At 61.7% G+C, this 24,697-nt stretch carries 24 protein-coding genes; 16 read left to right on the top strand and 8 right to left on the bottom strand.

Annotation, left to right across the window (positions count from 1 at the left end):
• The 10 genes from OBACDRAFT_RS09250 to OBACDRAFT_RS09205 form a co-directional block, all read left to right on the top strand.
• Positions 1-258: BMC domain-containing protein (locus OBACDRAFT_RS09250; protein WP_043584938.1), on the top strand; the 258-nt coding region annotated here is incomplete at its 5' end.
• Positions 259-305: 47 nt separating this feature from the next.
• Complete coding sequence (locus OBACDRAFT_RS09245; RefSeq protein ID WP_043584936.1) at positions 306-584, top strand: BMC domain-containing protein; 279 nt, start codon at positions 306-308, stop codon at positions 582-584.
• Between the two features lie 319 nt (positions 585-903).
• Entirely contained in the window at positions 904-2,142 is a 1,239-nt protein-coding gene (locus OBACDRAFT_RS09240; protein ID WP_043584934.1) for an acetate/propionate family kinase, read from the top strand.
• A 45-nt stretch (positions 2,143-2,187) separates the two neighbouring features.
• Positions 2,188-2,487, top strand: coding sequence for a BMC domain-containing protein (locus tag OBACDRAFT_RS09235; RefSeq protein WP_043584932.1), 300 nt, complete (start codon positions 2,188-2,190; stop codon positions 2,485-2,487).
• Positions 2,488-2,718: 231 nt separating this feature from the next.
• Positions 2,719-3,027 (top strand): EutN/CcmL family microcompartment protein, encoded by a 309-nt coding sequence (locus OBACDRAFT_RS09230; RefSeq protein ID WP_043584931.1) that lies wholly within the window; start codon positions 2,719-2,721, stop codon positions 3,025-3,027.
• Between the two features lie 52 nt (positions 3,028-3,079).
• On the top strand, positions 3,080-4,552 hold the full coding sequence (locus OBACDRAFT_RS09225; protein ID WP_043584929.1) for an aldehyde dehydrogenase: 1,473 nt from the start codon (positions 3,080-3,082) through the stop codon (positions 4,550-4,552).
• A gap of 141 nt (positions 4,553-4,693) precedes the next feature.
• Positions 4,694-4,960, top strand: coding sequence for a EutN/CcmL family microcompartment protein (locus tag OBACDRAFT_RS09220; RefSeq protein ID WP_043584928.1), 267 nt, complete (start codon positions 4,694-4,696; stop codon positions 4,958-4,960).
• 121 nt (positions 4,961-5,081) lie between these two features.
• Complete coding sequence (locus OBACDRAFT_RS09215; protein ID WP_043584926.1) at positions 5,082-5,396, top strand: EutN/CcmL family microcompartment protein; 315 nt, start codon at positions 5,082-5,084, stop codon at positions 5,394-5,396.
• Positions 5,397-5,422: 26 nt separating this feature from the next.
• Positions 5,423-6,502, top strand: coding sequence for a class II aldolase/adducin family protein (locus tag OBACDRAFT_RS09210; RefSeq protein ID WP_052361577.1), 1,080 nt, complete (start codon positions 5,423-5,425; stop codon positions 6,500-6,502).
• Positions 6,503-6,725: 223 nt separating this feature from the next.
• Positions 6,726-7,655, top strand: coding sequence for a lactate/malate dehydrogenase family protein (locus OBACDRAFT_RS09205; RefSeq protein WP_043584924.1), 930 nt, complete (start codon positions 6,726-6,728; stop codon positions 7,653-7,655).
• On the opposite strand, the gene OBACDRAFT_RS29610 is transcribed toward OBACDRAFT_RS09205, so the two are convergent.
• The gene (locus OBACDRAFT_RS29610; protein ID WP_081721919.1) at positions 7,631-8,557 is read right to left on the bottom strand and encodes an RHS repeat domain-containing protein; all 927 of its coding nucleotides are present in this window, start codon (positions 8,555-8,557) and stop codon (positions 7,631-7,633) included. The genes OBACDRAFT_RS09205 and OBACDRAFT_RS29610 overlap by 25 nt on opposite strands.
• A 535-nt stretch (positions 8,558-9,092) precedes the next feature.
• On the opposite strand from OBACDRAFT_RS29610, the gene OBACDRAFT_RS09195 reads away from it, so the two are divergent.
• The gene (locus OBACDRAFT_RS09195) at positions 9,093-11,186 is read left to right on the top strand and encodes a recombinase (RefSeq protein WP_043584920.1); all 2,094 of its coding nucleotides are present in this window, start codon (positions 9,093-9,095) and stop codon (positions 11,184-11,186) included.
• 184 nt (positions 11,187-11,370) lie between these two features.
• Here OBACDRAFT_RS09195 and OBACDRAFT_RS09190 read toward each other — a convergent pair whose 3' ends face one another.
• The 6 genes from OBACDRAFT_RS09190 to OBACDRAFT_RS09170 all read right to left on the bottom strand — a co-directional run bounded on the left by OBACDRAFT_RS09190 (position 11,371) and on the right by OBACDRAFT_RS09170 (position 16,744).
• Positions 11,371-12,327, bottom strand: coding sequence for a PEP-CTERM domain protein (locus OBACDRAFT_RS09190; protein WP_043584918.1), 957 nt, complete (start codon positions 12,325-12,327; stop codon positions 11,371-11,373).
• Positions 12,324-13,742, bottom strand: a complete 1,419-nt coding sequence (locus OBACDRAFT_RS25200; RefSeq protein ID WP_052361576.1) for a GH39 family glycosyl hydrolase — start codon at positions 13,740-13,742, stop codon at positions 12,324-12,326. The genes OBACDRAFT_RS09190 and OBACDRAFT_RS25200 overlap by 4 nt, the downstream gene beginning before the upstream one ends.
• Before the next feature lie 44 nt (positions 13,743-13,786).
• A complete protein-coding gene (locus OBACDRAFT_RS09180) occupies positions 13,787-14,320 on the bottom strand; it encodes a hypothetical protein (protein ID WP_043584916.1) in 534 nt (177 codons plus the stop codon).
• The gene (locus OBACDRAFT_RS26400; RefSeq protein ID WP_425601735.1) at positions 14,310-14,486 is read right to left on the bottom strand and encodes a prepilin-type N-terminal cleavage/methylation domain-containing protein; all 177 of its coding nucleotides are present in this window, start codon (positions 14,484-14,486) and stop codon (positions 14,310-14,312) included. Before OBACDRAFT_RS26400 ends, OBACDRAFT_RS09180 begins: the two co-directional genes overlap by 11 nt.
• Before the next feature lie 66 nt (positions 14,487-14,552).
• Positions 14,553-14,888, bottom strand: coding sequence for a hypothetical protein (locus OBACDRAFT_RS28035; RefSeq protein ID WP_157836974.1), 336 nt, complete (start codon positions 14,886-14,888; stop codon positions 14,553-14,555).
• Complete coding sequence (locus OBACDRAFT_RS09170; RefSeq protein WP_043584912.1) at positions 14,885-16,744, bottom strand: endo-1,4-beta-xylanase; 1,860 nt, start codon at positions 16,742-16,744, stop codon at positions 14,885-14,887. The genes OBACDRAFT_RS28035 and OBACDRAFT_RS09170 overlap by 4 nt, the downstream gene beginning before the upstream one ends.
• A gap of 131 nt (positions 16,745-16,875) precedes the next feature.
• Here OBACDRAFT_RS09170 and OBACDRAFT_RS09165 point away from each other — a divergent pair, with 131 nt between their 5' ends.
• From OBACDRAFT_RS09165 to OBACDRAFT_RS09150, 4 genes are all read left to right on the top strand, one after another.
• Complete coding sequence (locus OBACDRAFT_RS09165) at positions 16,876-17,955, top strand: LacI family DNA-binding transcriptional regulator (RefSeq protein WP_043584910.1); 1,080 nt, start codon at positions 16,876-16,878, stop codon at positions 17,953-17,955.
• Positions 17,956-17,969: 14 nt separating this feature from the next.
• Positions 17,970-18,452, top strand: coding sequence for a hypothetical protein (locus OBACDRAFT_RS09160; protein ID WP_232766930.1), 483 nt, complete (start codon positions 17,970-17,972; stop codon positions 18,450-18,452).
• Between the two features lie 247 nt (positions 18,453-18,699).
• A complete protein-coding gene (locus OBACDRAFT_RS25195) occupies positions 18,700-20,328 on the top strand; it encodes a beta strand repeat-containing protein (RefSeq protein WP_157836973.1) in 1,629 nt (542 codons plus the stop codon).
• Complete coding sequence (locus OBACDRAFT_RS09150) at positions 20,325-21,017, top strand: type II secretion system protein (protein ID WP_052361569.1); 693 nt, start codon at positions 20,325-20,327, stop codon at positions 21,015-21,017. Before OBACDRAFT_RS25195 ends, OBACDRAFT_RS09150 begins: the two co-directional genes overlap by 4 nt.
• 41 nt (positions 21,018-21,058) lie before the next feature.
• Here the strand turns inward: OBACDRAFT_RS09150 and OBACDRAFT_RS09145 are convergent, their stop codons facing one another.
• The gene (locus OBACDRAFT_RS09145) at positions 21,059-21,964 is read right to left on the bottom strand and encodes a helix-turn-helix domain-containing protein (protein ID WP_043584908.1); all 906 of its coding nucleotides are present in this window, start codon (positions 21,962-21,964) and stop codon (positions 21,059-21,061) included.
• A gap of 86 nt (positions 21,965-22,050) precedes the next feature.
• Here OBACDRAFT_RS09145 and OBACDRAFT_RS09140 point away from each other — a divergent pair, with 86 nt between their 5' ends.
• Entirely contained in the window at positions 22,051-24,528 is a 2,478-nt protein-coding gene (locus tag OBACDRAFT_RS09140; RefSeq protein ID WP_043584907.1) for a hypothetical protein, read from the top strand.
• The last annotated feature ends 169 nt before the right edge of the window (positions 24,529-24,697 follow it).

Here is a 24,697-nt window from a genome sequence, read left to right as displayed (position 1 = left end):
GGCCTAGTTGAAACCCGCGGTTATGTTGGCTCCGTTGAAGCCAGCGATGCCATGGTCAAGGCGGCGAGCGTCACGCTCGTTCGCACAGTGCAAATCGGCGGCGGCCTTGTGGCCGTTGTCATCAAGGGCGACGTCGGCTCCGTCAAGGCGGCCGTCGATGCCGGCGCCGAGGCCGCCAAGCGTGTTGGCGAACTCGTCAGTTCCCACGTTATCGCCCGGCCCCACGCCGACTTGCTCAAAGCCACCGGCCTCGCCTGAGCGAACATCCCGCAACTCCTAATCATTAATTCTTAACTTTTCCTCCCATGTCACAACTCGCTCTCGGTATCGTCGAAGTCAAAGGCTTCACCACTCTGATGGAAGCCTCTGACGCCGCGCTCAAATCCGCGAATGTCACCCTCACCGGCTACGAAGCCATTGGCAGCGGCTACGTCTCCGCCTTCTTCCGTGGCGACGTCGCCGCCGTCAAGGCCGCCGTCGAAGCCGCCGCCGAAGCCGGCAAACGCGTCGGTGAAGTCATCAGCGTCCAAGTTCTCCCGCGTCCTCACGACGACCTCGCCGGCCTCGGCAAGTGGGTCGCCTGAAGCCACGCTTGCCACGCGCACTGCGCATCCCGCATCCGTAACTCCCGCGCGCACGCGACCACCTCTCGCCTCTTTATTCTTCCCGAATCCCGGCATCAAGCGGCGGCGTCCGCGCCGAGCTTTATCACGTCTGCGAAGCACGGAACGCCACCGTTGGGAAACGGGAGAATAAAGAAGGCCCTTCATCTCCAAACCGCACCCGCGCCACAAGTCCGCCCGATCCGCTAACGTTTTCACTTCGCCCGTTTTCCGCCCGGAAAACCGCCGCAGCCATCTCTGATTTCAGCTTTTTAGCTTTTCAGGTTTCAGCTCTTCCACCGTGAACATCCTCGTCGCCAACATCGGCTCCACCTCCTTCAAATACCGCCTCTTCCGCTTCGCGTCCACGAACGCCAGCGGAAGCAACCGCGGCGTTGAGGAAGCCACGCTGCTGGCCAAAGGCGGCTTCGAGCGCGTCACCGACTACGGACAAGCCATCGACTCCTGCCTCGACGAACTCAAAACCGCCGGACACCTCAAAACCGCCACCGACCTCGCGGGCGTCGGCTTCAAAACCGTCCTTGGCAAAAACCTCACCGGCTGCGTCCCCGCCGACGAGAAAGCCGAGGCCGCGCTCCTCGCCGCCACCGGCCTCGCCCCCGCGCACAATCCCCCCTACGCCGCCGGCATCCACCGCTTTCGCGAAAAGTTCCCCGCGCTCCCCCTCGTTGCCCTCTTCGAAACCGCCTTTTACCAGTGGATTCCCGAGCCCGCCACCCGTTACGCCGTCCCGCAAGCCTGGCATGACGCCGGCGTGCGCCGCTACGGATTCCACGGCGCGAGCCACAAATACGTCGCCGAACGCTCCGCCGAACTCCTCGACCGCGCCGACATCGCCGACAACGCCCGCAACCTCTACGTGCGCGGCCCCTCCCCCCTCTCCGACGCCACCGTTCCGCTTCGCGTCATCTCCTGCCACCTCGGCGGCTCCAGCTCCATTACCGGCATCCTCAACGGCGTCGCCATCGGCACCAGCATGGGCCTCAGCCCGCAGTCGGGCCTGCCGCAAAACAACCGCGTCGGTGACCTCGATTCCGCCGCCATCCCCTACGTTCACAAACAACTCGGCCTCTCCATCGCCGACATCGAAAAACAACTCACCAAAGAAAGCGGCCTGCTGGCCCTCTCCGGCGTGAGCAACGACGTGCGCGACATCCGCGCCGCCGCGCAAAAAGGCGACGCCCGCGCCCGGCTCGCCATCGACGTATTCGTTCACTCGATACGCCACTGGATCGGCGCCTTCTGGCTGCAACTCGGCGGCTGCGACGCCCTCGTCTTCACCGCTGGCATTGGCGAAAACAACGCCTGGCTCCGCGAGCAAGTCTGCGCCGGACTCTCCTCCCTCGGCCTCACGCTTGACCCGGCGCGCAACGCAAGCGCCCCCGTCGAGCACAACCTTGCCACGCCTGACTCGCGCACGCAGGTCCTCGTCATCCCGGCCAACGAGGAACTCGTCGTCGCCCGCGAAACCCACCGCCTCCTCTCGACAAAAGCCCGCCCCAGTTCCTCTACCTCCTGACTCCTCTCCTCCCACACACACACCAACCTTTAACCACCAAATCATATGTCCAAAGCACTCGGTCTCATCGAAACCCGCGGTCTCACCGCTCTTGTCACCGGCGTTGATGCCGCACTCAAGTCCGCCAACGTCACGCTGGTCGGCCCCATGAAGCAAGTCGGCAACGCCCTTGTCACCGCCGTCGTCACTGGCGACGTTGCCGCCGTCAAGGCCGCCGTTGATGCCGGCGCGCAGGCCGCCCGCCAGGTCGGCGAAGTCATCAGCGTGCAAGTCATTGCCCGCCCCCACGACGACGTCGCCACCATCCTCCCGAAGGCAGCCCCCGCCGCCGTCGGGAAAAAATAAATTACCTTTAGCCAAGTCACACAGAGGACACAGAGAAGGCACAGAGATTGGGGAGCACACAACGACTCCGAAATCTTTTATCGCCGCCTCTGTATCTGTTTTACAAATACAGAAAAAACACATGGGCGCGACAAGGAATGCCGCCGTTAGTCGGACGGACCTCCCCAAACTCTGTGCCTTCTCTGTGTCCTCTGTGTAATTTTTCATCAAAGCCGCAGCCAACTCACCGCCATGTTTCTCGCCCGCGTCATAGGCTCGATCGTAGCCACCAAAAAAGATGCCGCCATGACCGGCCGCAAACTCCTCGTCCTGCGCCCCCTCCTCATCGACGAGGCTGACCCGACCAAATTCCGCTCCGGCTCCAACACCATCGTTGCTGTTGACGCCCTCGGCGCCGGCACGGGCGAAACCGTCCTCTTCTGCCAGGGCAGCTCCGCCCGCGGCACCGAAGGCATGAAAAACCTCCCCGTTGACGCCGCCGTTATCGGAATAGTGGATACAGTCGATGTCCTCGGCAAACGCCTCGACCTCCACCCGTAAACCCGCCCCCCGTTCCGCCCCTCAACCATTTCACTTTTCACTCTTTCCACTCATGTCAGCCTTCACTCTCGACGAATCCGCCATCCGCACCGTAGTTGAAGAAGTCCTCCGCGGACTCGGCCGCAACGGCGCCCCCTCCTCCAACGGAGCCGCTCCCACCGCCCCGGCCATCGTCACCCCCCGCGCTCCCGCCGGACGCTTCGGTGTGTTCACCGACGTTGCCGCCGCCGCCGCCGCCGCCCAAGGCGCCTTCCTCCAACTCCAGCAAGCCGGACTCGCCGGACGCACCAAGATCATCGACATCGTCAAAGACCTCGCCACCCGCAACGCCGCCGAATGGGGCCGTATCGAATTTGAGGAGACAAAAATCGGACGCCTCGCGCACAAAGTCGAAAAACTCCAAATCGTAAAACTCGTCCCCGGCCTCGAATGGCTCCGCCCCTACGCCCTCAGCGGCGACCACGGCATCACCCTTGAAGAGTGCACTCCCTTTGGCGTCATCGGCGCCATCACCCCCGTCACCCACTCCGTTCCCACCATTTGCGGCAACATCATTTCCATGGTCGCCGCCGGCAACTCCATCGTCGTCAACCCGCACCCCGGAGGAGCCCGTTGTGCCGCCATCGCCGTCCGCGCCATCAACGAAGCCATTCACGCCGCCACCGGTATCGAACATCTCGTTACAATCATTGCCGAGCCCTCGCTCGAAACCTTCGACGCTCTCTGCAAAGACCAAAACATCCGCCTCCTCTGCGTCACTGGCGGCCCCGGCGTGGTCAACGCCGCCATGAAGTCCGGCAAACGCGCCATCTGCGCCGGCCCCGGCAACCCCCCCGTCGTAGTTGACGGCACCGGTTCCCTCGCCAAAGCCGCCGCCGACACCCTTTCCGGCGCGGCCTACGACAACAACCTCCTCTGCGTCGGCGAAAAACAGGTCTTCGTCCTCGAACACATCGCCGACCGCTTCATGACCGAGCTTGCCGCCGCCGGTGCCGCCAAGCTCAACAGCACCCAGCTCACCGCCCTCACCGCCGCCGCCTTCACCACAGGCAAGGACGCCGGCGGCTGCTCGCACCCCGTGCTCAACCGCAAACTCGTCGGTGTCGATGCCGCCGTCCTCGCCCGCCACGCTGGCGCGACCGTTTCCGCCGACACCCCGCTCCTCTTCGCCGAGACCGATGCGAACCATCCCTTCGTCGTCGAAGAACAAATGATGCCCATGATCCCCATCGTCCGCGTCAAAACCTTCGACGAAGCCGTCACCCTCGCTGCCAAGAGCGAGCACGGTTACCGCCACTCCGCCATCATCCACTCGCTCAATGTCGAGCACATGACGCAGATGGCCCGCGCCCTCGACACCACTGTTTTCGTCAAGAACGGCCCCTCCACCGCTGGCCTTGGCCTCGGCGGCGAAGGCTATCTCAACTACTCCATCGCCACAACGACCGGCGAAGGCATCGCCACGCCGCGCACCTTCACCCGCACCCGCCGTTGCGTCATGGTGGACAACCTCCGCATCTACTAAAAAAGGAGAAAGTAGAAATTAGAAATTAGGAAAACGAACCCATGCGTATGAACTCGAATTCCACACCCGACGGCACCCAATGCCGCCCCTTCCTAACTCCTAATTTCTAATTCCTAATTCCTAATTCCTAATTTCGCCACCATGCAACTTGCTCGTATCGACGGCACCATTACAGCGACCACCGCGCATCCCAGCATGCGCGGCCACCGCACGGTAATCTGCCAGCCGCTTGACGAGAACAAGCAGCCCATCGGCGACCCCGTCCTCGCCACCGATCCGCTCAACGCCGGACTCCACCAACACATCCTCTTTCACACCGACGGCTCCGCCACCCGCGACCTCGTTGGCGACCAACACTCCCCCCTCCGCAACCTCGTCTGCGCCATCGTTGACGAACCGAAAAAATAGAAAGGCAAAATTAGAAATTAGAAAGACACTCCCTCCCCCCCCCCCCTCCTGCCGGGCCACCACTCTCTAACTCCTAATTCCTAATTTCTAATTCCTAATTCCTAATTCCTAACTTCTCATCATGCGCCTCGCTCACGTCATCGGCAAAGTCACCCTCAGCGTATCCGATCCCTCGCTACGCGGTGGCCGCTTTGTGATTGCGCAGCCCTTGACCCGCGAAAAATTCGCCGCTCCCGGCCACCCCATGCTCCCCCTGGCCAAAGGCAACAGCACTGTCGTTTACGAATCCCTCGGTGCCGCCGAAGGCCAGATCATCGGCTTTACCGAAGGCGCCGAAGCCGCCGCCCCCTTTGAAAAACCCACCCCCGTCGATGCCTACGCCGCCGCCATCATCGACACCATCACCTACACCCCGCCCGCCAAAACCAATTCTTAATTTTTAATTCTTAATTTCACAAAACCATGTCCCAACTGCTCACTGCCCGCGACATCGAAGATCTCCTCAAAACCGGGGCTCCCATCCCCGCCAATGCGCGCCTCACACCCGCCGCCCGCGACACGCTCCGTGACCGCGCCTCGCTCCTCCCCCCCCCCCCCTCCGCTGCCGTGCAGTCCACCGCGCGCCCGAGCGCCACGCCGCCTGCGCCCATTGTCCCCGACTACGAATACAAATGGACGCCCGGCTCCGACCCGAAAACCCCCGCTGAAATCGCCGCCTTCTTCGTTTCTCCCGCCATCGAGACCATCAAGCGCCGCATCGTGGACATGGGCCGCCGCATGTGGGAAAAAGACTACACCGACGGCAACGGCGGCAACATCACCGTCCGCGTTGGCGACAACCTCGTCCTTTGCACCCCCACGCTCATCTCCAAAGGCTTCATGAAGCCCGAGGACATCGCACTCATCGACATGGACGGCAACCAACTCGCCGGTGTCCGCAAACGCACCAGCGAAGCCATGACGCACCTTGCGATCATGAAGCGCCAGCCCCTCTGCAAATCCTGCTGTCACGCCCACCCCCCCCACGCCACCGCCTTTGCCGTCGCCCGCGTGCAACCCCCTACCTGCCTCATTCCCGAAGCCGACATCTTCCTCGGCAAGATCGCTCTCGCCCGCTACGAGACCCCCGGCTCTCCCGAAATGGCCAACACCGTTGGCGAAGTCGGCAAGGACAACCAATGCGTTCTCCTGCTCAACCACGGCGTCATCACCTGGGGCAAGGACGTTGAGGACGCGTATTGGAAAATGGAAAACGCCGACGCCTACTGCAAAACCATCTGGGTCGCCTCGCAACTCGGCGGCGAGATCGGCGAAGGCGTGGGCGGCAACAAAGCCCGCGAATTCATCAAAATCCGCAAGGCACTTGGCATGCCCGACAACCGCGAAAACCTCAAGGAGTGCGAACTCTGCGACAACAGCGATTTCCGTCCCGGCGTCGTCTGCTATCCCGATGCCCCCCCCCCCCCCTCCGAGGCTCAGCCTGACCCCAACATCGAGGCACTCGTGAAACAAATCACCGAACAAATCCTCAAAAAACTCTGAACAGAGAATTACACAGAGCGCACAGAGAAGGCGCAGAGTTTAGGGAGGCCATAACGACTTCGATGGTTTTCCCTTCCGGGTGGGATACCTGAATTCTAAAACTAAAAATAAATCATTCGCTAACAAGCCCCTCATCCAGCCGGACGGACCTCCCTGACCTCTGTGCCTCCTCCGTGTCCTCTGTGTAATCAAAATTCAAACTGCCAACTACACTCATCCAAACATGAAAGCCACAATCATCGGCGGCGGCGGCCGCGTCGGTTCCAATGCAGCCTTTGCCCTTCAATGCGCGGGCATCGTATCCGAGATTCAGATACTTGACGCCAACGCCGACCTTGCCGCCGGCGAGGCGCTCGACCTCCTCCACGGCACCGCGACTGTTGGCGGCCAGCGCATCTACGCCGGCGACTACGCCCGCGCCGCCGACAGCGACATCTTTATCATCACCGCCGGACTCCGCCGCAAACCCGACGAATCCCGCCTCGACCTCATCAACCGCAACGTCGCCCTCTTCCTGCAAATCCTGGCCAGCATCCAGCAGGCCGGCTACCGCAAGGATGCGCTCATCTTTGTCGTATCCAACCCCGTTGACATCCTCACGCAACTTGCCGCCGCCAAACTCGGACTCCCCTGGCAGCAAGTCATCGGCCTCGGCACCATGCTGGACACCTCCCGCTTCCGTTCCCTGATTGCCGCCGAACTCAAACTCAATCCCGCGCAAGTCACCGCCCTGATCTTCGGTGAACACGGCGACACCATGATCCCAGTCTGGTCGAGCGCCGCCTATGCCGGCCTCCCGCTCGCCAAAGTCCCCGGCTGCACCAGCGCCTTCCAAAATCAGATTTTCGAACGCACCAAGACCAGCGGAGCCGAAGTCATTCGCCGCAAAGGTGGAGCCGGTTGGGCGGTTGGCCTGACTATCGCCGAAGTCGTCCACGCCATCGCCTTGGACAAACATGCGGTGCTTCCTGTTTCGACGATTCAGCAAGGCGCTTACGGCCTGCGCAACGTTTCCATCAGTGTTCCGACGCTCGTTGGACGCAAGGGCGCCCTCGCCCACCTTGAAGTCGAACTCTGGCCCAAGGAACTGCAAGGACTCCAGTCCAGCGCCCGCGCCCTGCAAGAGACCTACGCCAAAGTCGCCAAAGCCTGACCCAAGACGTGGCGCGGGCGTCCCGCCCGCTGTAGGGGCGTCGCTTGCGACGCCCGCGCCCGCCATTTGAGGCCACGTCCTGCATACGCGGGCTTCGCAAGCGAAGCCCCTACGCGTGGCGCTGGCGTCCCGCCCGCTTCGGAACGGATTGCGGGCGGGACGCCCGCGCCACTTTCAAGGCCACTTACCAAGCGACTCAGGCGGTTGCCAACTTTGTCGTGCGTGTAAGTGACGGTGCCGGTCGAAACGATGTCTTCTTGGGTGAGACGATAGAGGTTGTCGCAGGTGTAGTGTAGTTGAGTTCCGACTACACCGTCGCGACTGGTGGCCAGGAGGGTGAGGTTGCCTGCTGCGTCGTAGAGGTAGTTGAGATCACCTGCGGGAGTGCGTTTCTGGGCGAGGCGTCCGTATCCGTCGTAGGAATACGTTTCCCGCCATTGGGTGATGTTTGTGGCGTTTTGCAGGATCTGGCCGGTGCGACGCCCGTCCGCATCGTAGGCAAAGGTGGCGATCAGGGCGATCTGGCGGCCCAGTTCGTCGTAGGCGTAGGTGGTGGCTTGTTGGGCGGGGTCGATGACGGCCTCCAGGCGTCCGGCTTCGTCGTAAATGTAACGGGTGGTTTTGCCTTCGGGGTCGGTGGCGAGTTCGCTGCTACCGGGCGCGGGGCGGTAGGTGACCTGGGTGACGTTACCACTTGCGTCGTATTCGGTTTCCGTGACACGCCCGGCGGTATCGGTCGTTTTGGACGGTTTGCCGTTGGCGTTGTAATCCGTCGTCGTGATGGTGCCGTCGGGCGTGGCGGAAAGCAGAATGGGGAACAACAGCCATAATAACAACAGTGGCAGGAAACGGGGATTGCTCTTGCCTGATGCTTGATGATGTGGATGCGTTGGCTGATTCATTTACATAGCTTGGGCAGTCGCATCCCTACCGTAGTTTCGACGAGTTACCGCAGATGAAAGAGGCTGCGATGGCAGTAATCGGGTTGACCCGGAACAAGTGGCACGAGGTGGGCAAGTCATTGGGATGTTCAGCCAGACGTAGGTGAGTTTTGACTTCGAATTTTTCAAGTAGAAGGGGTTGTAACCGAGAAGCTGTTCAATGCGCATTTGCCAATCTTGGCATACCCGTTGCTATGGTTGGCTCTGTACGTCATAAATTGGGATAGAGATGGATTGGTGTCTGCCCGGAGTTCTATTCTGAGCCCTGACTCCACGGAATACCATTGCCTGACTTGCGCGAATTTTGTCCGCAAGAGCCCTAAAAAAGCAGGCTTGGTAGGACAGGAGTAAAGCTGCGTTAATAGTTACCACCCCCAATCCCTAGGGGTTGACGAAACCGGGATACACTACAGATTGGGGTTTTTGCGCCATTGCACCGCCCCGGTGGCAATAATGTACAAGTCTATGCAAACCATCTTCATTTAGCAGAATTTCCATGATCTCGTCCGCCCTTCCGCCCGTCCATCCCCATCTCGTTTCCCATCCGGTCAACGGCCTCCAAGACTACATCGCCATCTCGCGCTACGCGCGCTACTCGCCCGAGAAAGCCCGCCGCGAAACCTGGGCCGAAGCCGTGCAACGCGTGCGCGACATGCACCTCGGACACTACACGGACAAATCCCTCAAGGACGCCGCCCTCGAAGCCCTCTCCGCCGGGGAAATCACCTCCGACGACCTCGCCCGCATCGGCTCGCTCGACACCCTCCACTCCGCCACCACCGCCGCCTTCGCCGCCGTCGAACGCCGCGAAACGCTGCCCTCCATGCGCTCCCTCCAGTTTGGCGGCGAGGCCATCCTCTCCAAGCACGCCCGCGTCTATAACTGCGCCTTCACCTACGTGGACCGCCTGGAGGTGTTTCGTGAGGCATTCTACCTGCTGCTCTGCGGCTGCGGCGTCGGTTTCTCGGTGCAAAAACACCACGTGGAAAAACTCCCCGCGCTGGCCGCGATCCGCTTCGATGCGCCGAGCAAAATCCACGTCATCGAGGACACCATCGAAGGCTGGGGCGACGCCATCCACGAACTCATGCTCGCCGCCGTCGAAGGCCGCCTCGTGGAGTTTGACTACTCGCTCATCCGCCCCGCCGGCGCCCCCCTGCGCACCTCCGGCGGCAAGGCTCCCGGCCCCGAACCGCTCTACCGCAGCCTCGTGCATATCAAGCGCATCCTGCACGCCGCCGAAGGACGCAAACTCAAGACCATCGAAGCCTACGACATCCTCATGTGGGCCGCCAAAGCCGTGCTCTCCGGAGGCGTGCGCCGCTCCGCCACCATCTGCCTTTTCTCCGCGGACGACGAGGACATGATCAACGCCAAGACGGGCGACTGGTTTGAGGAAAACCCTCAGCGCACCGCCTCCAACAACTCCGCTGTCATCGTCCGCTCGCGCGCCACGCGCGAAGAATTCGACAGACTCTTCGAAGCGCAGAAACAATTTGGCGAACCCGGTTTTTATTTTGTCGAAAACGAGGAATACGGCGCCAACCCCTGCGTCGAGATCGGCCTGCATCCCAGTGTCACCGTGGACGCCGACGCCATCTCGCGCCTCCGCTCTTACGGCTACCAAGGCCAGCTCATCGAAGGCCAGACGCTGACCGGCGTGCAGTTCTGCAACCTGACCACGATCTCCTCCGCCGCCGTGGACAGCCCCGAACGTTTTTACCAGCTCTGCGCCCACGCCGCGCTCATCGGCACGCTTCAAGCCGGTTACAGCGACATCCGCTATCTGTCGCCCGTGTCGCGCCTCATCACCGAACGCGAGGCGCTGCTCGGCGTATCCATTTGCGGGATACTTGACCGTCCCGAGATTCTTCTCGATCGCGAGGTGCTCGCACGCGGAGCCGCCACCGTCAAGGCGATGAACGCCATTGTTGCCCGCGCCATTGGCATCCGTCCCGCCGCGCGCACCACGTGCGTGAAACCCGAAGGCACGGCGAGTCTCCTGCTCGGCACGTCGAGCGGACTGCACCCGCACCACTCGCAACGTTATTTCCGTCGTGTGCAGGCCAACGTGCACGATCCTGTTTTCCGTCACTTCAAGAAGTTCAACCCGCACATGGTGGAGCCCAGCATTTACGATCCCAACGGGCGCACCGAAGTCATCACGTTCCCCGTCGAGGGGCCGGCATTTGGCGTTTACCGCGAGGACGTGTCCGCGCTCAACCACCTCGAATACATCCACCTTGTGCAAAAGGCCTGGGTGCAGGCCGGACGCCGCCACGAAAAGTTTTCTCCCGGGCTGCATCACAACGTGTCATGCACCGTGACCGTGGCTCCGCACGACTGGCAGGCGGTGGCTGATTTTATTTGGGAAAACCGGCATGATTTCACCGGCATCGCGCTTTTGCAGGAAAGCGGAGACAAGCTCTACGCGCAGGCTCCGCGCGAATCCGTGACGCCCGAGGATGTGGAGCGCTGGAACGCGCTCGTGCACGAGCCGGTGGACTACACGACGCTGATAGAATCGGAGGACGTCACCGAGTTGAAGGCCGTCATCGCCTGCGCCGGCGGCGCGTGCGAACTGGTGTGAGTGCTATCCCCCCCAATCTGGGACATAGAGCATTTTCAAAAAATCTGTAGCCATCACCTGCCTGGTAGGGAGGCCTCTCCGAGGCCTCCGCCGTGCGTAGCGTGAAATAGGATACGAAACTCGCAGGTGCTTGGCGCGTGGTTTCGGAGGCCTCGGAGAGGCCTCCCTACCGTTAAGACATCGGCTACATCTCAATTGAAACTGCTCTAGCCGTGCGCAAGGAGCGGCGCGCGGCGCAACAGACGGCGAGAAGCGATCCGCCGAGAAAAAATGCCAGCGTGGACGGCTCGGGTATCGAAGAAATGGATATGATGCCATCACCAGAGAAAGCCGTGACGCCGAGCAGCGTGTTGAGCTGGGCGCTGGTATAAGTGCTGCCGGCAACATTCAGCGTGGTGGAGCCATAGGTGAAGGAGGCCACGGCGAGGTTGTTGGCGAGAACGAGCAATGGAACACTCTGGCCCTCGCTCCGCATCGAAAACGAGGCGGCGGGCGCGGTGAAGGCGGAGGTGAGCGTCAGGGTGCCTTGATTGAGATTGAGCGTGCCGGTGAAGGCGGCGGCGTTCTTAACGGACAATGAATAAGCACGCGGATTGGTGAATTGCAGATAACCGTCGCCAAGGAGGTTGGTGACGTTGACCGTGAGATCCTGATTACTGTTGGTCCCTTGCAGGATGGCTTGGTTGCTACTGGTGGCAGTAGAAAGGATCGTCAGGTTGGTGACGTTAAGAGTCGCTGGTTGATTGGTGCCTGTATTGACGTTGTTTGTCACGGTTCCGATCCCAATCGAAAGATTCCCGATAGTGGTTGTTTTGGTCTTCAATGTAAGCGTACCTCGCGCGCCGCCATCTCCGCCCTCGACGGTGAGCGACGCGCCGGGAAAGGTCGCTGAGCCTGTGCCGCCACCGGGAGTAGACGTGCGGAGATTGTAACCGTTGGTGAAATAATCATTGCCGGCGGACGCGGCGCCTTCGGGGTTCCAGAGCGTGGCGGTTTCCCAGCTCAAGCCGTTGGAATTGGCGTCAGCCTTTTGTTTGAAGACGGCGGCAGGCGCGGCGGCCGTCAGCGTGATAGCGAGGAGGACCGCGATGAGGGCGGCGGGTGCGGAGGCGAGGTGTTGATGACGGGGTGTGTTTTTCATGGTTGGTGGCTGTGGGTGAGTTGTGTGGTTGTGGTGGATGTTTCGAGCAGGAGAGTGACGGAATGCGGCGGCAGGGTGAGGGACTCGGGAAGGGGGGGGGGAGGGGGAGGGGGGGAACGGGTTCCGGTAGCGGAGATTTCGACACGATCCGCCATCGGTATCCATTTATCGGATGCGATGGAGACATCGCGAGGTTCATCAGTGCGATTGACGAGCATCAGCGCACGCAGCCCGGTGGAAGGCTGGCGAACGGCGAAGGGGACGACGGCCTTTTCGTCGCTGCTGGTAACGGAGAGGAAATCGCCAATGAAACGGGCGTTGAGATGGTGGTAAAGATGGGCGGAGGGTCGGGGTTCGTATTTGCGACTGTATTTGCCGTAAACGTTGTCCACATCGTTCCAAGCGAAGGTGCCATCGATGTCTTCGCTGACGGCGGAGATGAGGGCGAGGGCGTCGAAGACAGCGCCTTTGTGCGTGGTCATGCGGGGCTCGACGGGTTTCCAGGTCCACTTGATGTTGAATTCGTCAAAGTAGATGGGCACGCGCCGGGTGGGGATGTTGGCAGTGAGGATTTCGCGGACGCGGCGGAGTTTGGGGCCGAAGGCTTGGGCGGCGTTGTAGATTTTGTCGTCGGTGTCGGCGATGTTGCCGCTGCCGTAGTTGTGGCAGGAAAAGAAATCGAGGTGGTCGCGGGCGCCGCGGCTGAAGCGGTTGACGATCTCCGTCCATGCCGCGCTGGAGACGGCAGGGCCGCCGACTTGGATCGTCGGGTCGGCGAGTTTCATGGCGGCAGCGGCGCGGTTGTGCAGGTCGATGACGGTGCGGAATTGGTCGGGTTGATCTTTTTTGCGCAGCGGGCGTACGTAGGTGAGTTCGGGTTCGTTGAGGGTTTCCCAGTGAGTAATGCCGAGTTTGAGATCGCGGTTGAGGATGCGGACGAGGTCGGCGCAGAGGCTGGCGTAGGCGTCGAGTTGGTCGCCGGCAACGAGACGGGTTGCGGGGTCGGTCATCATCCAGACAGGAGGACGCGGGATGGTGAAGAGTTTGGGAGTGGAGGCAGGCCAGGCGGCGGTGGCGCGGCGGATTTTTTCGACGTCCCAGGCGCGTGTTTCGTGGTTGAGCCAGCCGCGTGGATTTTTGGTCGAATCGGCAACGAGCGCGGTGCTGTGGTAGCGGATCATGCCGGGGTTGAGATAAGCGATGGCCGCCTGGTAATCGGGATTGGTTGCGACGGCGGGGTCGAAGGCATGGAATGCGTTTAGCGAATACGCCGCGCGCGGGATGACGCGCAGGGTTTTGGTGGCGTCAATAGTCACCGTCACCGTGGTGACTGTCGGGGTGCTGGCAGCGAGGCGTGGGATCACGGAGAGGATGCACGCGGCAAAAATGTAGATGGTGAAGCGGAGGTGTTTCATCGGTGTGTGTGTCGGGGGGGGGGGAGGGCAAATGCCGGGGCTATTTATTTGAGGCCGTTCCACGTTGCGGCATCAGGGAAGGCGGCGGTGGCCTGCGCGGGAGTAAATGCGCGGACGGAGTAGTCGCAAAAGAGGAAGTGGGCTTTGTCCTTCTGTCGGTAGTCGATGTAGCTGTTGCCGGTGAGGGTGGAGTTGACGATGTCGGGCTGGACGTCGCTCCATTTGGTGCCGTCGCTGCAGAGGCCATTGGATTTTACAATGGCGTCAAAAATGAGGGGCGCGGTTTTCGGCGTTTTAATGTCAGCGAGGGGACGGCGTTTGGTGGTGTTGGTGGCGGTGGTCGTGCCGGTGATGCCGAACATGGAGCCGGCGGCGGAGTAGGCGCGACGCACGGCATTGGAACTGCCAGTGGATTTCGCGTTGGGGCACGAAAAAATGCTGCCGGCGTAGTCTGCGTAACCGCTGCTGTTTTTTGGCAGATACGTGACAAAATCCGAGTCGCGCATCCAAGGGTTGTTGCTAACGGAGACTGGCGGATACTGAAATTTGTGTTCGCTGGCGTAGAGTTCAAGCGCCATGCCGCATCTGCTGGAGGCTGGACGCGGCGCGCGCGGCGGTGCGGACGCTGGCTGTAACAGGTATCAGGATACCGGCGAGGATGCCGATGATGGCGATGACGGTGAGCAGTTCGATCAGGGTGAAGGCGCGGATGAATGTCAGGGGGGGATGCGAGTCGGTTTTCATGGATGGAGGGGAGGAAGAAGGATCAAGAATAAGTAAATTAGATCGACCAACCATAATGCCACCAAATTAGGTAAGGACAATACTGGAGCAAGCCCCAATTTTCTGGAAGATATGCGCCGGTAATGGGAAATCGCTCATGTGGCCCGCAAATCCATCGGCGAAAACAATGTCAAATTTCAGGTTGTTTTGCCCGCCTACATTGATGAGGCGGTGGATGAGCTTTCGCGTCTTTCGGATCTGTCCAAGGCGCAGTACATCCGGCGCGTTCTCCGCCAAGCCGTGCAACAACGTGCCGTTTACGCCACGAACACGGACGTTGTGCTTGGCAGTGGCGGCAACGCCGTCAAGCCACGGTAGGAATAGGCGTTTAGTGTGAGTGAAGACGCTGGGGTTGGTTTTCATCTGGATTCGTTTTTTCCGGATCGAAGGGATGCGGCGACAACGGTATTTGGAATCGTGATACACACGGCGGCTCCGCCGGGCGCGAGGTCGGCGAGGACGGTGGTTTCATGGGAGCCGGCCTGGACAGTGATGGCGTGGCGTCCATGGAAGGCAGGAATGGTGGCGGTGCCATCCGGGGCGGCGACAAGGCGGGTGTCGGTCCACCATTGTTTGTAGATGAGATCGTGCCAGACACGGCCGGCGGAGCTGAGGTTGCCAGCGGAATCCTGAAGCCAGGTCGTGTTGCGAAAGCCGGAGTTTTTAACGAAACTCCAGAGAATAAAGCCGGTCGTGGAGGGGTGGCTGTAAAAGACGGTGAGCATGTCCCGCAGGTAATCGGCGGCGAGGGCCGGGTCTTCGATTTGTGTGCTGTATTCGGTGAGTTCGATCTCGCGTTGGAGACGGGAGAATCGGTCAAGGATGTCGAGCACGCGCGAAGGAGGCGTCAGGATGCGATCGAAGTGAGCCTGAAACCCGAGTCCGTCTATGGGTGCCTTGGCGGTCACGAGCTCGCGAACGGTGCGTTCGTAGTAAGCTTGATGGGTGGTGTCCATGCCACCACCTGTGATGATGCCGTAGTCGTTGAGGTAGAGGCGGGCATCGGGGGCGGCACGACGGGCAACGCGAAACCAGTGTGCCATGGAATCGGCTCCGAGAAGGTCCATGAAGTCGTGATTGCGGAAGGGTTCGTTGACGACGTCCCACACGCGAACGAGCGGTGAGGTGCGGCCGGCGATGTCGGTGATGTGGGCGTCGATCACGGCACGGAGCGCGTTCGGATTATTGGCGATGTCGGAAAAGCGGTCGGGCAGGCGGGTGTTGGTGGGCCAGAGGATGGTGTGCCCGCGGAGGTCGATATTGTTGTCGCGGCACCAGCGGGCGGCCGCAAGCGGCGTGGCGGAGTTTCGCAGCCAGCGTTCCCATTTGAGATCGTTTTCAAATGTAACGGCATTGAAGTGACGGGAAATCGTGGCGCGGTAGCGGGCGCCGCGCGGGGTGTCCGCCGCGACAAAGTCGGCGCGCACGGCGGCGCCGAAGCGATAGGCATGGCGCTGCTGCAAAATGTGTATTTGCGCTCCGGGTACGGGTGCGCCGGTGGCGTCAACCACGGTGATGGCGAGCGGGGAGCGACGGTGGCGTTCGATGCGTTCGCGGGCGGCCACGCGCCAGGAGGCGCCGGGATCGGAGCCTTCGTAGCCGGGCTGAACGGGAGTGGCGGGCAGAGAGGCGATGTCGGTGACGGCGGGCCGGGGGCGGATGATGCGGAGGCCGGCGATTTCGATGGTCTGGGGACGGTCGCCAACGCGAAAGTTGATGGCGGCGCGCCCGGGCGGGCATTCGCGGACGAGGCGGAGCGGGATGTTAAATTCGCGCCATTGGCCGACGGCGCGGGCGGAATACTGGCCGGAGATGGCGAAGGTGGCGGAGTCTTCGAGCTCAAACTGGGCGGCACCTTCACCGGATTCGCGGGCGCTGTCGGTGGTGCGCATGAGAAAGCGGGCGTGGATGATCTCGCGGCGCGCAAGCGGGGTGGTGTTGCGCAAAGTCGCGGTGATTTTAGGGAAAGTGCTGACGACACCGGTCGTCGTTATTTTTAAGATACGCGGATCGGACGTGGAAATCGCTTCAATGGTAACGCACGAGGCGGTGTCTCCGGTGACGGTGAAGGCGGGGAAATCGGTTTCATCAAGAAGTGTTTCTCCCGGGACGGGTCCAGATGTCGGAGCGGCGGTCACGACAATGCCCGCAAGCACGGCGACGGCGGTGGCGGCGACGGCAAGGGCCTGAAGGCGGAGCGAATGGCAGGGCAACAGCATGATGGGAACGAAAAATCGGGAGGTAGTTATCCGGGTCTTGCGGAAGAGGTGAAGGTTGCTTCTATGCACCTTGTAGCATTGCCGGTCTCCGATGCCTGCTTTTCCATCATTTCATCCATCGTTTTTCGCTCATGCCACCCAGAGTCACTGTCCGCCAGATCGCCGGGAAGGCCGGGGTTCATTACACCACGGTGGGGCGGGCGCTGCGCAATCACCCGGGGTTGCCCGCGGCGACCCGCGAACGTATCCAGGCGCTGGCGCGCGAGATGGGTTACACGCCGGACCCGATGGTGTCGGCCTTGAGCGCTTACCGGATGGCCCGGCAGCGAGTGACGTTTCATGGAACGATCGCTTGGATTGATGGGTATCCGCAGCGTGAAGGTGTGCCGCCGAAGCAGCCAATGGTGCATGGGCGTTTGTTTGCTGGCGCCCAGGCGCGGGCGCGCGAGATGGGCTACAATCTTGAGGTGTATCGAATCGATCCCGATGGCGAGACGCCGACGGCCGCGGCGTTGGACCGGGTGTTGGTTGCACGCGGGGTGCGCAATCTGATCGTTGCGCCGCAATTCAGCGCAGCTTCACGGCTGGAACTCGATTGGCGGCGTTACTCGGCGCTGGCGGTCAGCCGGAGCGTGGGGTGGCCGCAACTGCACTTGGTGACGAACGACCATTTTTACAACGTGACGATGGCGGCCAGGCAATTGTGGCGGCTGGGTTACCGCCGGGTGGGCTTGATGCTGGAGCGGCGGCTGGTGGAAATAACAGGGGAGCGGTGGCTGGGTGCGTTCCTAACCGCGCGCCAGTACTGGCCGGAGGGGGAACGGCTGGAGCCATTCGTATTTGAAAATCCGGTACCGGATGTATTGTTGCGCAACTGGTGGAAGAGGTGGCGGCCAGATGCGATTATCACGGAGAAGGGGTTTTGGAAAAACCGGTTGTCGGTGGCGCTGGAGTTGCGATGCCCGGACGATGTGGGGGTTGCACTGGTTTCCACGCCGTGGCCAAGCCAAGGGCAAGAGGAGGGAGGGGGGGGGAGGGCTAAATTTGCCGGTATTCTGGAGCGAGTTGATCGCATCGGGGCGACGGCGGTGGAGCAACTGGTGCGCATGGAGCACATGGATGAGCGCGGCCTGCCGGAGTCGCCGCTCAATACACTGGTGCGCGGCGAGTGGCAGGACGGCGAATCGGTGAAACAACCGGGGCTTTTTTAAAACCATCACACATCATGAGTCGCCACGAACTGTTCGGACGAAAAAAGAGCACCCCGAAAATCATCCATCCCAACGCGTGGTTGTGGGAACCACTGGAAAATGATCCGACGTTCATGCTGCGAGCGATGTTTGGCGGACGGTCCGTGTATCTGGATGGACGGCTGATGCTCTACTTTACCGCACCGCATTGGGACGACGAGGACTGGCGCGGCATTTGCGTGGCCACGGAGCGCGAACATCACGCGTCGTTGATGGAAGAGTTTCCCGAACTGGCTCCGCATCCGGTGTTGCCCAAGTGGCTTTATCTGCGCGAGTCGGAGGAACGTTTCGAGGCGGTGGCGATGCGATTGGTGGAGTTGTCACGCCGCCGCGACCCGCGCATCGGCGTCACCCCAAAACCGCGCAAGGCGCGCAAGACGCAAGGCACACCGCAAGGCTCACGAAAGGGAACAGGCAAACTCAGCAAACCAGGATATACTGGACCGAAACATCCGTAAGCCAAACAGCGGCCGCAGTGGTGGGAACATCATCACATGTTATTAAAATAAAAGTTTTGTTTCGGAACGTGAACCTAATCGCATTGTTACCCGTGTTGCGGCGGGCAAACTGAACCCCTGATTCCAGTCTCCCCGATTAACCTGCCGCCCAAGCGACGCCTTGGCGGCTGATGTGATGAGGCGAAGGCGTGGAAACCACCTCATTTAACCGCCTATGAACACGATCCACCGACCCGCTCAAACCCCAATGCCCGCCATTTTCCGCGCCCCCCCCATCGCCGCCCCCGGCCTCCTCATCCTCGCCGGCATCACCGCGACCCTCGCCTTGTCACCCGACTCTTCCGCCCAGACATGGACAGGCGCTGGGGCCAACAGCAACTGGTCCACGCCCGCCAATTGGGAAAACAGCCTCGCCCCGGCCAACGACGGCACCGCCAACATCCGCTTCGATGCCACCACGCCCGCCTCATCCGCCACCGCCCGCTTGGATGCGCCTTGGAACATCAATACGCTTTCATTCACCGGTGTCGGCGCCACTCCCGCGATCATCCTCACCGCCGCAACCGGATCTACGATCACACTCCAGTCAACCGCCTCCGGAACCAGCGCTTCGATTCTCAATAATACCACGGCCACGCAAACCATCCAGGCCGGCCTCATCCTCGGTGCCACCACCGCCAACAGCTCCCACTACATCAACGCCCAGACCGGCACTCTGGATATCACCGGCAACATTGCGCTCTCCAACAACCGCATCGTTCTCACCGGAGCGGGCAACGTGAACTTCTCCGGCGTCATCAGCGGCAACGGTGCCACCACTGGCGCGATCGTTCTCGACGCAGGCTTCACCGGCACCGCCACGCTCTCCGGCAACAGCACCTTCAACCGGCAGGTCGCCGTGCGCGAAGGCACGCTTGTCGTCAAAAGCAATGCGCCCAACAATGCCGCCGGTGCCCTCGGCCAGTCCACGCGTGCCATCGAACTTGGCCACACCAGCGGCACACGCGACTCCGCCCTCCTCATTGGCGGTGCCCATGAAATCGGCCGCGTAGTCCAGATCAAAAGCACCACCGGTGGCGGTCGCGTAACGCTCGGCGGCAACACCACCGACACCTCCGTCTTTTCGGGCAACATCACCCTTGGCGACGCCACTGCCGCCGGTCGCGCCCTGCACCTCACGGCTGCCGCCGGCGGCACCGTCATCCTTTCGGGCAACCTCCTCACCGGCACCACCACCGGAGCCACCGACTCCATCACCAAAATCGGCGCAGGCACCGTCATCCTCACCGGAACAGGAAACACCTATGCCGGCACCACCACCGTCAGCGAAGGCACACTTCTCGTAAACGCCGCCACCGCCGCCTTCGCCACCGCCGGCCAGTCCATCACCGTCGCTGCCGACGCCCGCCTTGGCGGCACCGGCATCATCAACCGCGACGTCAATATACAGCAAAACGGTATTCTAATCGCCGGTACAGGCGGACTCGGAGAAACTCTGACAATCAACAGCGACCTCACCCTTGCCACCGGCTCCATCATCGCCTTTGCCCTCGGCGAATCAGGCGCGCACTCCACCCTCACCCGTCAGGGAGGCACATGGCAATTCGACGCCAACCAGTCCTTCCTCATCACCGACCTCGGCGCGCAAACCGGCACCTACACCGGCATCGTCACCGGACTCACCGCCGACACCGACGTCACTGGATGGACCCTTCGCAACGCCGGTTGGGCCGGACAATTCATCAACAACTCCGGCACCATTGATCTCCTCCTCACCCAAACCAGCATCCCCGAACCACACGCCACCGTCCTGCTTCTTGCTCTTGGCACCATTGCCGCCGGCCTCTGCACTCGCGCCCGTCGCACACACAAATGAAAACCTCGACCGCTTTCCCAAGCCAGCCGCCGCCCGCGCCCCGCATCCGCCGCGCCTCTTGGGCGCGCCGATGCCACCGCGCCTTCACGCTGATCGAACTGCTCACCGTCATTGCCATCATCGGCATTCTGGCCGCCCTCGTCATCCCCGTGACCGGAGCCGTCCGTCAGCGCGCCCGCTCCGCGCAATGTGTCTCCAACCTCCGCCAAGTCGGCCTCGGCCTCGCCAACTACGCCGCTGACAACAAAGGCAAATTCCCCCCCCGCTATTCCTCCAGCCCCGCCACACCCTCCTGGCGCTTTGTCCTCGGCCCCTACCTCGGCATCCACACCATGGGCAGCGCCCCCAAGCCCGGCTCCGACGGCGTGCTCCTCTGCCCCAACCACACCTACAACCCCGTCGCTGGCGGCGATGGACGCAAAAACCCCTACGGCTACAACGCCAGCATCGACAAATCCTTCGCCACCGGTGCCAAAACCTGGGACTACAACCAAACCGTCCCCGAACCCGCCCGCACCTTTCTCGTCGTGGAGATGGACCTCAACAGCGACATCTTCCGGCCCGATATCAACGCCACCTCCCTGCGCCACCCAGGCAACTCCGCCAATTACCTCTTTGTCGACGCCCACGTCGCCAGCGTCAAAGACTCCATCCCCGACACCGACCCCCGCTGGTATCGGGAACAATGATACAGCGCCCATCTGCCCTCCCCCCCCCCGTGCGCACAGTCTCACGTCGCCTTCCTGTCTCCCTGAGCCCCTCCCCCCAGCCGCCTGCGATACTCGCGTGGTGAAATCTGCTCCGCACGACGAAACCAGATCGAAAACGTGGACAACTCCCGAAACCCCATCTCGTGCGCCACAGCCTTGATCTGCGCCGCCGGGTCCAGCAGCCGCCTCCTTGCGTATCGAATCCTTAGATACCGCAGGAATTCATGCACCGTCTGGTGGTGATGCTTCATAAAAAGCCGGTTCAGGTGCACGAAGCTCACCCCCGCCACTTTCGCCGCCTCGCGCATATCCACCTCCGCCTCCATTGGACGGGCCTCGATCCATCGTCGCGCCGCGTCCACCCGCGGATCAGCCAGATACGCCACTTCCAAGTCAGGCACCCTCGCGCGCCACACCTTGAAAGCCTCCGCCAGCCAGTCCGAAAACCAATTCTTCATCGTCAGGAACGCCTCAAAATCACACCCCCCGCCCCGCCTGAACCAGGCCCGGTCCGGCAACGAAGCAAGCAAGCGCGTCAGCGCCGGCAGCATCCCGTCCATCCCTGACGCATCCGCGCCGCGCACCAATAATCCCGGCCGCAGGTCAATCAACGGCCTCCCATCCTGCCAGCACAACCGGAACATCAACGACGTCAGTTCCGCATCCTTGGAAAAACGCTGTTTCCGATATCCATTGGGCAAAAACAACCAGTCGCCCGCCATAGCCCGGAACGATGCCCGCGCCGTCTTCACCACGATGCTCCCCGCGTGCAAGCGCCACGCCGTCAGATGCTCCGGCGAACACTCCATGTCACGTCCATCGAGAAGCGGCTCCCCTTGATAAATCCGCACCACCCGCATGTGGCATTCCTCCCACGCCCCCGGCGTCAGCAAAAGCCGTCTCCCGGCATTGGTCACATTTTCCATGGATGATCTTTAAAGCAAAGTTTTGAGTCCGAGTCCAAACTTTTGCCCATTGTCCGCCCCAACCACCAGAAACGAAAATTCACACCATGCATCCGGCCCCCCGCATCCATGGTTTTCCAATCCCCCTTCCCCTGCTGCGCCACCTCGTCGCGGCCACACTCACGACACTCGTTCCCATTGGCATCACCGCATCCGGAACCGAGGGAAACACCGTTCTCCAACCTGCCACACCCGGTGTCGCCCGCCTGGAAACCATCGGTGGAGTGCCGACCCTTGTTCTTGATGGACAGCCCTTCGGAGCCATGATGATAAGCCGCTGCCGGGCCTCGTTTGAGCAACTCGCCGAGTTCTCCAAGAATAACTTTCAACTCTACCAAGAACAAGTGCCCCTCATCGGTCAGGACGGCTCCTCCGCCCGCGCCCTGCAAACCGCCGAAGAACGTATCACCCGCATCCTCAAATTCGCTCCCGACGCCTATATTCTCCTCCGCTTCAACACCAACGCCCCCGCCAGTTTCCTCGAAGAACACCCCGGCGAACTGATCCAATTCGACGACGGCAGAGCCGATCATTTCCTCGGTCGCCTGCCCATCGCCGGTCGCGCCCCGATTCCCACCCGTTATCCCAGTCTGGCCTCCAGCGTGTGGCGGGAACAAACCGCCGCCGCCATCCACCGTCTCGTGCGCCATGTCGAGACCCGTCCCTATGCGTCACGGATAATTGGATACATGATCGGCGGCGGCGCCACCGGCGAATGGAACTACTGGGGACCGCAAAAATTCGACTCACCTGACATCGACATCGATTACTCCCCGCCGATGCTAGCCGCCTTCCGGCGCCTCCTCCGCGACAAATACACCAACGAGGCAACCCTCCGCCTCGCCTGGGCCGATCCCCGTGTTATGCTCGACACCGCCCCCCCCCCCCCCCCTGCCGAACGACGCCGCATGGACTCCGGCATGTTTTACAACCCCCGCACCCAGCGCCGGGTCATGGACTATTACGAAGCCTACAACCGCGCCATGACCGACAGCCTCCTCCTCTTCGCCCGCACCGCCAAAAATGCCTCCGCCGGTGGCCGGCTCGTCGGCGGCTTTAACGGGTATCTCCTCACCACCCTGTATCTCGCCAGCGGCCACACCTTCGGCGACGAGCTCATCCGCTCCCCCGACATCGATTTCCTCGCCGGTCCCCCGCAGTACAAATACTGCGGCCCCGGCGACGCCACTCTCGATCGTTTCACCACTGAAAGCATGAAGCGCCACGGCAAACTCTGGTTTCGCGAAGCCGACACCAAGACCAGCTTTGCCGATCCCTGGACCGGCAGCCACCCGCGCATCGCCCCACCCGATCTCTTTCAAACGCTGGGCATGTTGAAACGCGAATTTTCCGAAGTCCTTTGCCACGGCAACAACGGCTGGTGGTATCCCATCGAACCCACCTACTTTAACCACCCGCCCATCCTTGATCTCTTCGCCCGTATGCAAACCACGGGCCGGGCCGCGTTGCGGTTCCCACGCGATTCCGATGCCGATATCGCCGTCGTCGCCGACTTTCAGAGCCTCCTTTATTCTGCTCCCGCCCACAGCGCCGCCATTTCCGATCCCGCCGCCGGCCCCTTCCCCGCCCTCCTTGAGGGCTTCCGCGTCCAGGAAATATCACGCATCGGAGCCCCCGTTGATTTCATCGGTCTCGACGACCTTCTGGCCGATCCCTCCCCCCGCTACAAATTCGTCATCCTGCTCAACACCTTTGCCCTCGACAACGCCCGCCGGCATTTGATCGACACCCGTCTGCGCCGCCCCGGCCGCACGCTCCTCTGGATGTTCGCATCGGGTATTTTTAATCCCGATCCCGATACAAATAAAAACCCTGAAACCGCCGGCGACCCAAAGCTGGACACCCGCCACATGAACAAACTTCTCGGCCACGCCATTGAGATCGCAGACGGTCGCCCATTCCCCTACGAACTCCGCCTTTCCGAACAAGGCCGGAGCGCATTCTCATCCTGGGTGCCCGGACAAAAATTCGGCTATGTCCGCCGCCCGGAAATACGAGTGGATTCCAAAGCCCGGTCTGTGTCGCGCTTCACGCATCCGGTGCCCGCCTATCCCATGCGACTTGCCGCCGCCGCGTCCACGCCCGCCATCGAAGTCCTTGCACGCTTTCCCGACGGAGCCGCCGGACTTGTTCGCACCCGCCGCCAAGCGACAGGGGCGGCCGAATACTGGTCCGGCGTGCTTGTGCTCCCCGCCGAGATGCTGCGCGACATGGCACGCGAAGCCGGCTGTCATTTATTTACGGATACCAGCGAAATCGTGTCCGCCAGCAGGAGTTTTCTGTCCTGTCACGTGGCGGTTGCGGGTGAACGCACCTTCCGTCTGCGCCGGAAATCCGATGTCGTTGATGCCATCACGGGCGAACTCGTCGCCCGTCAGGCGTTAACGTTCACCGCGTCAATCGCCGCCTTCGACACCAAGCTCTATTTCCTCGGCGACGCCGCCGAGTGGCATCAGGCTGCGGCGGATGCCAGCAACTGGTTCCAAGCCCGGCCCAAAAACTAGCGTATTTTCAGTTGAGTTGTAGCCGTCGTCTTAACGGTAGGGAGGCCTTTGTGCCCTTTGCCGAGGGCAGCCCTTCGGGCCATCGCCTTCGGCAGAGGGCACAAAGGCCTCCCTACCAGGCATCAAATGAACGCCTGTCACCAATCGGTCAGTGTGTGTGCGTTTTCCC

It is taken from the genome of Geminisphaera colitermitum TAV2, assembly GCF_000171235.2.
GTDB lineage: Bacteria > Verrucomicrobiota > Verrucomicrobiia > Opitutales > Opitutaceae > Geminisphaera > Geminisphaera colitermitum.
The sequence above is the reverse complement of the archived record's forward strand: the minus strand, read 5'-3'. Positions and strand labels throughout refer to the sequence as shown.